The 13,758-nt window shown below is 63.8% G+C and carries 7 protein-coding genes; 2 read left to right on the forward strand and 5 right to left on the reverse strand.

Translation table 11 applies throughout. From position 1 onward, the window contains the following. Positions 1-10 precede the first annotated feature (10 nt). The 4 genes from VGE08_RS21205 to VGE08_RS21220 are packed head-to-tail and all read right to left on the reverse strand — an operon-like array spanning position 11 to position 2,331. Positions 11-985, reverse strand: a complete 975-nt coding sequence (locus tag VGE08_RS21205; RefSeq protein WP_331069918.1) for a universal stress protein — start codon at positions 983-985, stop codon at positions 11-13. After that, positions 978-1,418: a cytochrome c gene (locus VGE08_RS21210; protein ID WP_331069919.1), complete on the reverse strand. Its 441-nt coding sequence runs from the start codon at positions 1,416-1,418 to the stop codon at positions 978-980. Before VGE08_RS21210 ends, VGE08_RS21205 begins: the two co-directional genes overlap by 8 nt. Before the next feature lie 6 nt (positions 1,419-1,424). Further along, positions 1,425-1,841, reverse strand: coding sequence for a cytochrome c (locus tag VGE08_RS21215; RefSeq protein ID WP_331069920.1), 417 nt, complete (start codon positions 1,839-1,841; stop codon positions 1,425-1,427). Between the two features lie 37 nt (positions 1,842-1,878). Beyond that, a complete protein-coding gene (locus VGE08_RS21220) occupies positions 1,879-2,331 on the reverse strand; it encodes a CBS domain-containing protein (protein ID WP_331069921.1) in 453 nt (150 codons plus the stop codon). A gap of 192 nt (positions 2,332-2,523) precedes the next feature. Between VGE08_RS21220 and VGE08_RS21225 the strand changes: the two genes are divergently transcribed. After that, positions 2,524-3,942: an MBL fold metallo-hydrolase gene (locus tag VGE08_RS21225; protein WP_331069922.1), complete on the forward strand. Its 1,419-nt coding sequence runs from the start codon at positions 2,524-2,526 to the stop codon at positions 3,940-3,942. Between the two features lie 130 nt (positions 3,943-4,072). Next, positions 4,073-5,710 (forward strand): methyl-accepting chemotaxis protein, encoded by a 1,638-nt coding sequence (locus VGE08_RS21230; RefSeq protein WP_331069923.1) that lies wholly within the window; start codon positions 4,073-4,075, stop codon positions 5,708-5,710. A gap of 132 nt (positions 5,711-5,842) precedes the next feature. On the opposite strand, the gene VGE08_RS21235 is transcribed toward VGE08_RS21230, so the two are convergent. Beyond that, the gene (locus tag VGE08_RS21235) at positions 5,843-13,744 is read right to left on the reverse strand and encodes a filamentous hemagglutinin N-terminal domain-containing protein (RefSeq protein WP_331069924.1); all 7,902 of its coding nucleotides are present in this window, start codon (positions 13,742-13,744) and stop codon (positions 5,843-5,845) included. Positions 13,745-13,758 lie beyond the last annotated feature (14 nt).

Here is a 13,758-nt window from a genome sequence, read left to right on the forward strand (position 1 = left end):
AATGCCGCCATCAACTTGCGTAGGTCGATGGCGTGCGCTTGTTGCGAGTGCCGGTTCTGGTGCGTGTAGGCGCAGGCCGTCGTGTGGCGGCCTTCAGCGCCGGGACTCTGGCTCGGGAAGGCTTGATGACCAACAGATCGCAGGAAACGCGATCGATCACTCGCTCGGCAGTATTGCCAATGACAGGGTGGGCATCGATGCTCCGCGACACCGCGCCCATGACCAGCAGGTCCGCGGCGATACGACGCTCGATGGAGGGAATCACGTCTTCGGGCGCGCCCACTCTCACATCGCAGGCCTCGGCAGCGATGCCGTGTCGGCTCGCCAGGTCCTGCACGGCCTGCTTGGCGCGAGCGACAACCAGCGACCGTACTGCTCGCGCGCCGTCGGGAACCTGGCAGGCATGCACCAGACTGGCGCGACCGCCAAACTGGTCGGCGACGACCCGCGCCGTCTGGACCAATCGCTCATCGAGCGCGGCGGGCTTGTCATGCTCGTGAAACGGGTCGACGGCGACGAGGATGTTGGGCTCCGCGACCATCTCGGGCGACCTGACGAACCACACCGGACACGGACACTGACGGATCAGCTCCCAATCGGTGTTGGCCAGCAGCCATCGAGCCAGGCGGCCATGCCGATGACTCGCGGTGATCACCAGGTCGGGCTTGGTCTTCGCCACCTGTCGAACGATGGCCTCGTGCGCCGGATAGTCCCAGGCGGCGATGCACTTCGCGCCCCGAACGCCGGCGTTCTGGATCAACTCCTCCATGCGTTCACGCCGCTGCCGCGTTGCCGACGCAATGATCTGCGGCCGCGAAGTCATGGGCACGTCGTTCACCGGCTGGGGAATCATGAACGAGTTGAACAGCACCAGCTTCGCGCCGCTGCGAGCCGACAGCGCCATGGCCTTGGTCAAGGCCGGCTGATGCTTCGAAAAGGGATCGTTGATGACCACCAACAACGTTTTCAAAGCTCGCTTACTCATCATTGGCCTCTGCGGGGGCTGGAGCGCTGGCGGTGGGCTTCTGCAGCAGCCAGACGTAGTCTGCCAACCTCAAGATGATCAAGCGCGTGGCGCGCTCGGCGTCGGGATTGCCCAATTCCAGCCGGTTGAAATCCTCGCCCCACACCGGCATCGTGCGGCTGCCGTGGGCGCCGAGGACATGGCGGCCGTCGATGATCTGCTCGATGCGGTCCCGCGGATACACGCCTTTGGAGCGCCGGGCAATCAGCGTCAGGTCGGGGACTTCCACCTTGAACGAGTCGGCCACCGGTCCGTCGCCGCGGCCGGTCGGTCCATGACAGCTGGCACAGAAGCGGGCGTACAACTCCTTGCCCGACATCGCGACGTAGTCCGCCGAGCTTGCCGCGGTATTCCAGCTCAGCAGCGCAATCGAGCACAGGAGCGTCGCGCGCATTCGCTGTCAGCCCTTTTGTATGGAACGCAGATACTCGACGAGCTTGCCGATCATCGCATCGACACGGGCCCGCTCGCCGGGATCGTTCGCCGTCTCGCCGCGATAGAACTGCCAGCCCCAGACAGGCATGTCGCGCGAGCCGTGCGCCGGCCGGTCGAAACGGCCATCGATGGTGCGGTGGACATCCTCGGCCGGAAACTCGCCCCCTTCGCGCTGGGCGATGCGAGTGAGATCGGGCACATGGATCTTGATCAGGGGCGCGACCGGGCCGTCGCCTTCGCCACGGGCGCCATGGCAGCTGGCGCAGAGCGACTCGTACATCTCCGCACCCGACATTTGCGACAAGTCACGCTGGGTCGGCATGGGCGCGCAGGCGGCGAAAGTCAACGACATGGCCGCGACCGGCACTGCCCAGAACTTCATGTTCGGCTCCTTCATCCGCCTGCGCGGGACGCTCGCCTCAACCAATGCGCGCACGGCGTTCCTGTCGCTGCTGGTTCTGCACCGAACCGGTAATGTCGCACATGAAATTGGTGATGACGTGGAAGGCATCGTCGATCGCGACGACGCCGGTCAGCGCGCCGCGATGGTCGACCACTGGCACACGGCGGACTCCCGCCAGGCGCATGGCCTGCAGCACATCGCTCAGGTCTTCGGTTTCCTGGGCGACCACCGGCTGCCGGGTCATCAGGTCATCGACCCTGAGCGCGTCCGGGTCCACTTTCTTGGCGATCGCGCCGACGACGATGTCACGATCGGTCAATACCCCAATGGGGCGGCGTAATTCGTCGCCCTGGCTGTACACCACCAGGAAGCCGACATGATGCTCTCGCATCATCTGCGCCGCCGCCGGAATATCCGCGCTGTCGGCAATCGCAATGGCACCGCGCTGACACAGTTCACCAACTTTCATTGCACACCCTCCAGAAATGGTTACCGCCAGCGGCGATTCTTTGGTCCAAGGGCATTGTGCCGGTGCCCGGGCCGGCCGCCTCTACGGAATCATGGCAGTTGAACGCGGGTTCCCCGTGGATTCGTTGCCGGCAGGCACCTCATACTCGATCATCCTAAACCTCCAGCGACCTGAGGAACATCCTGACATCGCATGCGAACCACCAACAAACCCGCCAGCCTGAGCTTCTACGGCGCCGCCGGAACGGTCACCGGCTCGCGCTACCTGTTACAGACCGGCGGCCGGCGCATCCTGGTCGATTGCGGACTGTTCCAGGGCTACAAGCAGCTGCGGCTGCGCAACTGGTCGGCCCTGCCCTTCAAGGTTCGCGACATCGATGCGGTGGTCCTCACCCATGCCCACATCGACCACAGCGGCTATCTGCCCGTGCTCACCAAGCAGGGGTATCGAGGGCCCATCTATTGTTCCGAAGGCACGCTGGCGCTTTGCAAGGTCCTGCTGCCCGACAGTGCGCACCTGCAGGAAGATGACGCGGCCTTCCTGAACCGGCATGGCCTGTCCAAGCACAAGCCGGCGCTGCCGCTCTATACCCAGGCCGATGTGCAAGACTGCCTGCGACAATTTCGTGCAGTGTCGATGGACGACGGCACCTCGCTGGGCGCCGGCACCACGTTTACCTTGCGGCGCGCCGGCCACCTGCTGGGTGCCTGCTTCGTTCGCATCGAAGGTCATGGAGTAAGCGTCACGTTCAGCGGCGATCTGGGGCGAGTCGACGATCCCATCTTGAACCCTCCGACCGCTGCCGAGGCCACCGACTATCTGGTCTGCGAATCAACCTACGGAGATCGCGAGCATCCCAAGATCGATCCGGAGGTCGAGCTGGCGCGATGCCTGAGGCCTGCTATCGCTCGTCGTGGAGTGGTCGTGGTGCCTACCTTTGCCGTGGGACGCGCGCAGTCCCTGTTGTTGCACATAGCGAGGCTCAAACACCGAGGCGAGTTGCCCGACGTTCCTGTCTACCTGGACAGCCCGATGGCCATCGATGCGAGCGGGCTGTACCGACGCTTCATGCGTGAGCATCGACTCAGCGCCGCCGACAACAGCCTCATGTGCAACGCCGCCAGTTTCATCAACACACCGGAGCAATCGAAGTCGCTCGACCGGCGCGACGGTCCCATGATCATCATTTCCGCCAGCGGCATGGCGACCGGGGGCCGCGTCATTCATCACCTCAAGGCCTTCCTCGGCGAGCAACGCAACTTGATCCTGCTTGCCGGCTTCCAGGCACCCGGCACACGCGGTGGATCGCTGGTGAATGGTGCAGCGACCATACGAATTCACGGCCAGGATTTTCCCGTCCGTGCCGAAGTACGGCAACTGCAGGCCAGCTCCTCGCACGCCGACGCGAATGAAATCCTGGCGTGGATGAGGCAGCTGAAGACGCCGCCGCGCCAGACATTCATCACCCACGGCGAACCGGGCGCCAGCGATGCGCTTCGTCAGCGCATCGAGCGCGAGCTGGGATGGCCCGTGTTGGTGCCTGAATATCGACAGACCATCGAGCTCACACCGCATGCACATCGCGAATTGCGTCACGCTGCGGTGCCTTGACTCTGCAACCGGCGAATGCCGCTTCAGCGAAACCCTGATTCCATGCTCGCGACCCTTCATTTTTTCCGTCCGGCGGCCGAGAACCATCAATGTTTTCCAGTCGACGCTTTGAAGTGAGCAGACCAGAATCATGCGAATGAACGGCCCCGTGACCCAGGCCGAGTACGTGTTACGTGATGACGACGTGATTATCACCCACACGGATCCGACAGGCAGAATTACCTACGCCAATCCCGCCTTCCTCCACGCGAGCCAGTTCTCGCTCGAGGAATGCCTCGGTGAACCACAGAACATCGTGCGCCACCCCGACATGCCTCGCGAAGCGTTCGCGGACCTGTGGGCCACGATTCAAGAAGGCAAGAGCTGGACCGGCCTCGTCAAGAACCGGCGCAAGCACGGCGGCTTCTACTGGGTACGCGCCAACATCACGCCAATCTCGCAGAACGGTCGCGTCTCCGGCTACATGTCCGTTCGCGTGGCACCCACGCGGCGGGAGATCGAGCGGGCCGAACGCGTCTACGCGGCAATTCGCGCCGGACGAGCCCGGAACGTTCGCGTCACCGAGGGCCGCATCGTCGACCTGTCACCGGCGGGGCGCTTGCAGCGCCTGATCACTCATCTCCCCTTGGAACGCGGCTCCTGGCTGGTACTCGGCTGCTTGATTGCACTGTTCAGCAGCATCCTGGCAATGAACCTTGCCCACTCGGGCATGAACGCCATTTCAGTGCTGGCTCTGCTGGGGATGGGCATCGCGGCCGCCAACCTGTACTACGTGCAGCGCTACGTGGCTCGGCCCGTGAAGCAACTCCAGGCCGCCGCATCGAGGCTGCTGAGTGGCGACACGCGTACCCGCATCTGCAGCGATGCCGTCCAATGCGTCGACTCTCTCGCGCAATTGTTCGAGCAGTTGCGAGTCAAGCTGCAGGGCGTGCTCCGGGACAATCTCGAAGCAGCCTCGGCAGTACGTGGGCACGTTACCGAGGTGGTGTCTTCAAGCCGCATCATTACCAATCGTACTCATGAGCATGCCGCGAGCCTGGAAGAGACAGCGGCATCGGTCGAGCAGATCACGGCAACGGTCACTCGCAATACCGACGGCGCACAGCAGGCCGCCAAGCTTGCGGCAGACTCCTTCGATATCACGGCGCGTGGCAGACAGATCGTCAGCGAAGTGCACGCCACGATGGGATCGATTCTGGAGTCCTCGCGCCAGATCGGCGAGATCGTGGGCATCATCGACGGCATCGCCTTCCAGACCAACCTGCTGGCGTTGAACGCCGCGGTGGAGGCCGCACGTGCCGGCGATCAGGGGCGTGGCTTCGCCGTCGTTGCCCAGGAAGTCCGCAATCTGGCGCAACGCTCGGCCGCCTCGGCGAAGGAGATCAAGGATCTGATCGGAGCCTCGAGCGAAACCGTGGCGCGCGGCGGCGAGCTTGCCAGCGAGGCCGAGAATTCCATGCGACAGGTGGTGGAGGCCGTCCGGCGCGTGGCCGATGTGATCGGGGACATCCAGAGTGCCAGCCGCGAACAGGCCGAAGGCATCGAGCAGATCAGCCATGCCATCACTCACATGGACACGATCGCACAGCGTGACGCCCATGCAGCCGAAGAGTTGCTGAAGACCGCCACCGATCTGAAGGACCAGTCGGAGCACATGTTCACGGCGATTTCGGCGTTCGCGCTGCACTCGAGCCACGAGACCAGGCCGGCGAGCGCAACTGGCTCGCACGATACGATGGCCGCCACGCACGAGCGAGCAGCGGCCTGATCCATTCGAACCGGGGGTACGCGTCGTCTACAACGACGCGTACCACGACTGGAGGGTGCCAATGCAGCCCATGCCGGTGGCAACGTGGTGTGCCATCCGCGGCCTTCAGCAGCGGATCCCCGACGATCGCAATCAACAATCCGGCGTGCTGCTTTCCTCGTCGCGCTGATCGCCCGGCAGACAGACCGAGGGCTCCAGGGTGCCGAACAGGCTCACCTCCGGGTCGAACGACACCCAGTCGATGTCGAGCCCGGCCTGTACCGTGCCGGTCTGGCTCTGCAACGATCGCACCAGGGTTTCCGCCGGCGAGGTGAACTGTGTCTCGCCGAGGCCCTGGAATTGATTGAAGCCGGCGCGCGCGGCCAGCGTCCCTTGCAAGCCAAACAGGGTCACTGTCGAGGTCACGCCTGCGGATGGCAGGGTCGCCGGCGCGCGATCCGGATCGTTGGGATCGATCGTCTGAGGCACGAACAAACGCAGGCTGTTACCAGCGCTGAGTTGCAGGTCGATCGAATCCGTGATCGTTCCGATCCGTCCGCCAGCGGGGTCCGTCGTTCCTGCGCGCAACTCGGCAGCGCGCGCCTTGATCGCGCTTGCGCCCGGCGCAGTGAGTAGATTGCGCCCTGCTGCGAGCAGCAATGTGTCGCTGGCGCTCACCTGCTGCAGTATCAGATCGCCGGCAAGAGTGAGCAGCTCGATGTCGCCCGCTGCCCCGCCCGAGGCTTGCAGGCTCACGCTCTGCAAGCCGTCTGCCTCATCGATGAAAATGCCGCCGGCAGTTGCCGTTGCATTGAGCGTCGTCACCTCCGTGTCCAGGCGACCGCTGCTATTCAGCACGGTGCCCGTCAGGGTCGAGGCGGCGCCAATCGACCGAGCGGTGAGCGACAATGCGTTGCCGGACAGGCGCGTGGAATCGTCGCCGTCGTCCGCGATCGCACCCCCTGACGCCGCCAGCGTCACATTGCCTCCCGCATCGACGCTGCTGACGACGATGTCGCCCGCAGTTCCGCTCACGGCCACGTCGCTGGCGGCACTCACATTGGCGAGCGTCAAGCCATTCTGCTCGGTGATATGAACGCCACCGGTGCTGGCGGCCGCGATCAGCGAATCGATGTTCGTATTGAGGCGTGCATTGTTCGCTCCGATGCTCGATGCCGTTGCCGTGAGCGAGCGTCCCGAGATCGAATGACCTGCCGCGCCGGCAATCGCGCCTCGATTGGCATTCGTACCGGCGGTCAGGACCACATCTCCCCCGCCGGCGTTCAATGCGCCGTTCAAGGTGATTCCGCTGCCCGCGCCGCCAGCCGTCAGCACCACGCCATTACCGCTGACAGCGGCGACGTTGAGTGCGCCGTTATTGGACTGCACGTCGACCGAGCCGCCCGTGGCACTTGCGGTCAGGGTCAGTGCATCGGATTCGTTGATGAAAATGCCGCCGTTCGTGCTCGTTGCGTTCAGCGAGCTGACGGTGGTGTTCAAGCGCGTGGCGGCCGTTCCGATGCTGGAGCCGGTCGCGGTGAGCGAGTTGCCGGTAATTTGACCCGCCGCGCCCGCGACGATGGCGCCGCCGGCCGTTAACGTCACGTCGCCCGAGCCAGCGTTCAGCGCGCCGCTCAGCGTGATGCCGTTGCCAGCGCCGCCGGCGGCCAGCGTCACGCCACTGCCCGTTGCCGAGGTCGCCGTGAGTGCGCCATTGGTAGCACGAACGTCGACGGCGCCATTCGTGGCGTTCGCAGTGAGATTCAATGCGTCGGCTTCGGTGATGAAGATGCCGCCGTTCGTGCTGGTCGCATCGAGTGCTGCCACTGCCGTGTTCAATCGCGCGGCGCTAGTACCGATCGCGGAGCCGATTGCAGTCAACGAATTGCCAGCGATCTGCGCCGCCGCGTTCGCCACGATGGCGCCGCGGCTGGCCGCCGTGCCCGCGGTCAATGTCACATCGCCTGCTCCGCCGTTTATGGTGCCATTGATTGTGATGCCGTTGCCGGCGCCGTCAGCGGTCAGCGTCACACCATTGCCCGCCACCGAAGTCGCCGTAATCGCGCCGTTGGTGGTACGAACATCGACGGCGCCATTCGTGGCGTTCGCGGTGAGAGTCAATGCATCGGTTTCGGTGACGAAAATGCCGCCGTTCGTGCTCGTTGCGTTCAGCGAGCTGACGGTGGTGTTCAAGCGCGTGGCAACCGTTCCGATGCTGGAGCCGGTCGCGGTGAGCGAGTTGCCAGTAATTTGATTCGCCGCGCCCGCGACGATGGCGCCGCCGGCCGTTAACGTCACGTCACCCGAGCCAGCGTTCAGCGCGCCATTCAGCGTGATGCCGTTGCCGGCGCCGCCGGCAACCAGCGTCACGCCACTGCCCGTTACCGAGGTCGCCGTGAGTGCGCCGTTGGTGGTTCGGACGTCGACGGCGCCATTCGTGGCGTCCGCGGTCAGAGTCAACGCGTTGGCTTCGGTGACGAAGATGCCGCCGTTGGTACTCGTTGCGCTCAGCGAGTTCACGGTGGTGTTCAAGCGTGCTGCGGCCGTTCCGATGCTGGAGGCCGTCGCGGTGAGCGAGCCACCGGTAATTTGATTCGCCGCGCCCGCGACGATGGCGCCACGGCTGGCCACCGTACCGGCCGTCAATGCCACATCGCCGGCGCCGGCATTCACTGCGCCGTTCAGCGTGATACCACTGCCGTCGCCACCGGCGACGAGCGTCACGCCGTTGCCGGTCACCGAAGTCGCTGTGAGCGCGCCGTTGGTAGTATTAACGTCCACCGCGCCGCCCGTTGCATTTGCACTGAGAGTGAGTGCGTCGGCTTCGGTGATGAAGATGCCGCCATTGGTGCTGGTGGCATTGAGGGTATTCACGGCCGTGCTCAAGCGTGCAGCGCCTGTGCCGATCACAGAACCCGTCGCGGTGAGCGAGCCGCCGATGATCTGACTTCCAAGGCCAGCGACGATGGCACCGCGGTTCGCCGCTGTCCCGGCTGTCAATGTCACATCACCGGCCCCTGCATTCACCGTGTTGTTCAATGTAACGCCGTTGCCGGCGCCACCGGCCGTCATTGTCACGTCGCCGCCGCCGGTACTGATGGCGCCATTTTGAGCGATGGCACCATCAGTCGTCGTCAAGGCAACGTCGCCCCCACTGGTCTGAAGCGTGTCGTTCAGCACGATGGCACCGCCAGCCGTCATCGTCACATTGCCGGCGCCGCTGTTCACCGCGCCATTGGCTGTGATGCCATTGCCGGCGCCACCGGCAACCAGTGTCACGCCGGTGCCGCTCGCGCTGCTGACGGTCAACGATCCGTTCGTAGTGCGTACATCAGCCGCACCACCGGTTGCGTTCACCGTCAGTGCAAGCGCGTTGGCTTCGTTGATATACACGCCGCCGCTCGTCGTTGACGCAGAGAGAGTATTCACTTGCGTGTCGAGCGCGTTGCCGGCACCGCCTAGCGAAGCTGCGGACAGCGATGCAACGTTGGCCACGATCCGAGTAGTGTCCTGGCCATCGTCAGCGACCGCGCCGCCCGCCGAGAGCGTGATGTTGCCGCCTCCCACGTCGAGCGTACCGATTGTCAGGCTATCCGCCTCATTCACCGTCAGGTTCTGATTGTTGCCGACACTCGCGCTCAACTGGTCGACGTCGGTGTTCAACGTGACGGCCCCATCTCCGCCGCCTGCGCGGAAGTCCAGCTCTCTTGCTGCGAACGTAAGTTCGTGCCCATTGAAGCCGTTCAAGACATCGAACGCGCCGCTCACCAGCAAGCGGTCTGCTGGCTGGTCTGTAAATTCACCGACCGGCAACGTGAGCATGGAGCCGGCTCGCAGGCCAACGCTCGTCGTGTTCGCGCTGCCAATGTTGATGGCACCGGGCATGAGCCCGACGAGGTTCAAATTACCGGTGGATTGCAAGACGATGGCGCCCGCTCGGTTCGATCCGCTGCCCAACGTGATGCCGCCCGCCGCAACGTCGGGCTGACCCGAGATGTTCAGATTGATCGATCCGGTATTGCTCGCCACGGTCGCAGTCAACGCGCCGAGGAGCTGGACATCCACGGACGAACCTACGTCCAGATCGTCGGCTGCGTCGAAGTTGACGACCGTGCCTATGTTTGTCGCAGCACTCAGCGATACGTTGAAGCCGTTGATGCGCGTCGCATCGTTGTCGTCGTCGGTGATCGCGCCAGCGGTCGCCGTCAGCGTTACGTTGTTAGTTGCATTGACACTTCCTGCAACAATGTCGCCGGTCGTACTGCTTACGTTTACGTCGCCGCCAACCGCGTTGATGCTGGTGAGCTCGAGGCCGTTGAGCTCGCCGATGTAGACACCGCCCGCGAGCGCGGTCGCCGTCAACGATGCTACGTTGGTGTCGATCTGGCCCGAGCCGACGCCGCTGCCGATTGCCGTCTCGGCGCTCAGTGTCGAGGATTGGGCATTGATGCGAGTGGTATCAGAGCCATCGTCGGTGATCGATCCTGCCGTAGTCAGCGTCACTGCATCCGCGGCGCTTACGGTGTTTACCTCGATGTCGCCGGTCGTGCTCGTCACGCTTATGTCGCTGCCCGCCCCGTTTGCAACGACGCTCGTCAATGTGAGGCCATTCAGCTCGCCGATGTAGATGCCACCCGTTCCGGCAGTGGCCGTCAACGAGGTTACGTTCGTGTCGATTTGATCCGAGCCCGCGGCGCCGCCGATTGCCGTCCCCGCGCTCAGTGTCAAAGATTGAGCATTGATGCGAGTGGTATCAATGCCGTCGTCGATGATCGATCCCGCGGTCGCGGTCAGTGTTACCGCATCTGCAGCCGTCACCGTGTCTACCCAGATATCCCCGGTCGTGCTCGTTACCTCTACGTCGCTGCCCCCCGTGTTGGCAATAACGTTCGTCAACGTGAGGCCATCCAGCTCGCCAATGTAGATGCCGCCGTTGGCGGTCGCCGACAGCGAGGCAACGCTTGTGTCGATCTGACCCGTGGCGGTGTTGCTGCCGATTGCCGCACCCGCGCTCAGGGTCAATGACTGCGCGCTGATGCGAGTGGCATTCGCATTGTCATCGAAGATGGAACCCGCCGTAGCGATCAGCGTCACCTCGTCCGCCGCGGTCACCGAATTCACGGTGATGTTGCCCGTCGTGCTGGTCAGGCGTACATCGGCACCCGCATTCGACGCGGTAATAGTAGTGGACGTGAGACCATTGAGCTCGCCGATGTAGACGCCACCCGTTCCCGCAGTAGCCGTCAATGAGGCTACGTTCGTGTCAATTTCATCCGAGCCCGCGGCGCCGCCAATTGATGCCCCCGCGCTCAGTGTCAAAGTTTCAGCACTGATGCGAGTGGTATCGGTGCCGTCGTCGATGATCGATCCCTCGGTCGCGGTCAGCGTTACCGCATCTGTAGCCGTCACCGTTTCTACCTGGATATTGCCGGTCGTGCTCGTCACGTCAACGTCGCTGCCCGTACCGGCTGCGCTGACATTGCTCAGCCTCAAACCGTTCGCCTCGGTGACGAAGATGCTGCCGTCCGTCGCAGTCGCATTCAACGAACTGACGGACGTGCTCAAGCGAGCGCCCGAGCTGCCAATCGACGAGCCCGTGGCCGTGAATTCGGCACCGATGACCTGGCCGCCCACGCCAGCAACGATTGCTCCACGGCTGGCGGGCGATCCGGCCGTCAGCGTCACATTGCCCGTTCCTGCGTTCACCTCGCCATTGAGCGTGATGCCACTGCCATCACCGCCGGCCGCGAGCGTCACCTCATCGCCAGTCACGTCATTCACAGTGAGCGCGCCGCTGACTGTGCGTACGTTCACGGCTCCATTCGTTGCATCTGCCGTGAGATTCAATGCATCGGCTTCGGTGATGAAGACTCCGCCGTTCGAGGCAGTAGCGCTGATGCTCGTCGCGTCCGTGTCAATGCGATCAGCGAGAGATCCGATTGCCTCGCCGCTCAGCGTGACGGTGCCTCCGCTGATGAGCGTGGTATCGTCGCTGTCGTTGACGATCGCGCCATCGGAAGATGTCACCGTCACGGCACCCGTAGTCGTGATCGAAGTGACTCGAATGTCGTTTGCAGCAGTCAACGACACGGCGTCCGCATCGGCATCGATGGACGACCCGTCGGCCATTGTGATCGCGCCATCGGACGATGTCACCGTCACAGCACCCGTAGCCGTGATCGAGGTGACTCGAACGTCGTTTACGGCGGTCAACGACACGGCGCCCGCATCAGCGTCGATGGACGACCCGTCGGCCATTGTGATCGCGCCATCGGACGATGCGACGGTCACCCCGCCGGCCGCCTCGATCGTGGTGACGCGAATGTCTTCGGCCGCAGCCAATGAAACAGCCGCCGTTCCGGCGTGGATCGACGAGCCGTCCGCCATCGTGATCTCGCCGATACCGTCACTCGCACCTGCACCAACGCTATCGGCGATCAGCGTCACGGCGCCGTTGTTCATGCGGATCGTGCCACTGAGCTCGATGCTCCCGCCGGCCTCGAGCGTCAACGAACGGCCGCTTGCGCCCGCAACACCTGAAACGTCGATGTCCGCGTCGGCGTCCTGAACGATGCTGTTGGTCGCCTGGAGCACGACGTTCGTAATCGCCAGCTGCGCCTCGATGGTCGCGTTGCCGATGGTCGCAGGTCCGGCCTCGTCGGCGAACGCATAGGTACCGTCATCTTCGAAATCAGGATCGGTATCAGGCGAATCGGTGATCGTGATGTCGGTTGGATCCAGCAGCAGCGTGCCGATATTGCCGCGCGGCGCGGACAGATCGACGGCCCCCTGGAACACCAGATGGTTCTTGCCTGATACCTCAGCGAAACCACCGTCGCCCGACACCGAGCCGCCGCGCGCGGAAATGGAACCATTGAAACGCGTGATCTCATCCGCCCAAACGATCACGCGACCGCCGTCACCGGAGCTGCCTGCATCAGCACGAATCGTTGCATCCGTGCTCACATAGGTCCGCGCTGCATTCAGCACGTCGGGATTCTTGCCCTGAAAATCGCCACCGATGAGCGCCGTGCCACCGTTAGTCGCGCCGGAGACGTCGACCACTGCCGCATCGAACAGGCCAACCTGCTCGCCCAGGACCTCGACCCTTCCGCCGCTGCTCACGGCATCGCCCGCCGACGCATCGAGCACTCCGCTCGAGCGCACCGTGCCACCGGCGCCGATCAATCTGATCGTGCCGCCGCTGTTGTCGATCCGATTCGCGCGCACCACTCCGGTGTTGTTGACGAGATTCGCGAATACACCATCGATGGCCTGAGCGGTCAGCAGCACCTGCCCGCCGTTCGCCTCGATGACGCCGCTGTTCGCCACGGCCGCGCTCGCGCCATCACTGTTCGAGAACAGTTCACCATCCACTTCGAGACGCAACAGCCCGTCGCCTGCGAGGTCCAGTGTCGCCGCACGTCCTGCTGCGAGATTCACAGTGCCGAAATCGGCAAGAATGCTGCCGTTGTTTGTGACACGTCCGCCGAGCAAGGTGACCGAGCCGCCGCGCGCGGCCGTGATCGTGCCGTCATTGACGATCGCGCCGACATCCGAGCGCGACGTGCCAAACGAATACCGGCCTGTTGCCGCGTCGAAGCCGATCACATCGAGCGAGCTTGCGACCAGCGAGCCGACATTGAGCTGCGCGGAATGCCCGAACAGCATGCCGTTGGGATTGACCAGGATGACCTGTCCGTTGGCTTCGATGCTGCCGAAGATCTGGCTCGGGTTCTGATCGAGAATGCGATTGAGCGCGACCGAGGACGAAGAGGGCTGGTTGAAGCGCACGCTTTCATTGGCGCCCACATCAAACGTATTCCAATTGACCTGCAGGTGTTGCGAGGTCTGATCGATCACGGTCCTGCCCGCGGCAGGCGTGGAGATCGTGGCCTGGCCACCGACCACGACGCCACCGGTCGGATCGGCGAGCGCCACCGACACGATATTGAAACCTAGCAGAGCGACTGCGGGCACCGAGAGGCCGGCGCGGCTGGCACAGATCGTCTTTACGGCTTCCATGAGCCGATGATTGGCGGGCCGTTGGTTCATGGACTGAAATCCTT

The organism is Steroidobacter sp., assembly GCF_036406195.1.
GTDB lineage: Bacteria > Pseudomonadota > Gammaproteobacteria > Steroidobacterales > Steroidobacteraceae > Steroidobacter.

Excerpts from the sequence above, each read along its gene's own strand:
- VGE08_RS21210 (WP_331069919.1), bottom strand. The coding sequence starts at position 1,418 with ATGCGCGCGACGCTCCTGTGCTCGATTGCGCTGCTGAGCTGGAATACC.
- VGE08_RS21215 (WP_331069920.1), bottom strand. The coding sequence starts at position 1,841 with ATGAAGTTCTGGGCAGTGCCGGTCGCGGCCATGTCGTTGACTTTCGCC.
- VGE08_RS21220 (WP_331069921.1), bottom strand. The coding sequence starts at position 2,331 with ATGAAAGTTGGTGAACTGTGTCAGCGCGGTGCCATTGCGATTGCCGAC.
- VGE08_RS21225 (WP_331069922.1), top strand. The coding sequence starts at position 2,524 with ATGCGAACCACCAACAAACCCGCCAGCCTGAGCTTCTACGGCGCCGCC.
- VGE08_RS21205 (WP_331069918.1), bottom strand. The coding sequence starts at position 985 with ATGAGTAAGCGAGCTTTGAAAACGTTGTTGGTGGTCATCAACGATCCC.
- VGE08_RS21230 (WP_331069923.1), top strand. The coding sequence starts at position 4,073 with ATGCGAATGAACGGCCCCGTGACCCAGGCCGAGTACGTGTTACGTGAT.
- VGE08_RS21235 (WP_331069924.1), bottom strand. The coding sequence starts at position 13,744 with ATGAACCAACGGCCCGCCAATCATCGGCTCATGGAAGCCGTAAAGACG.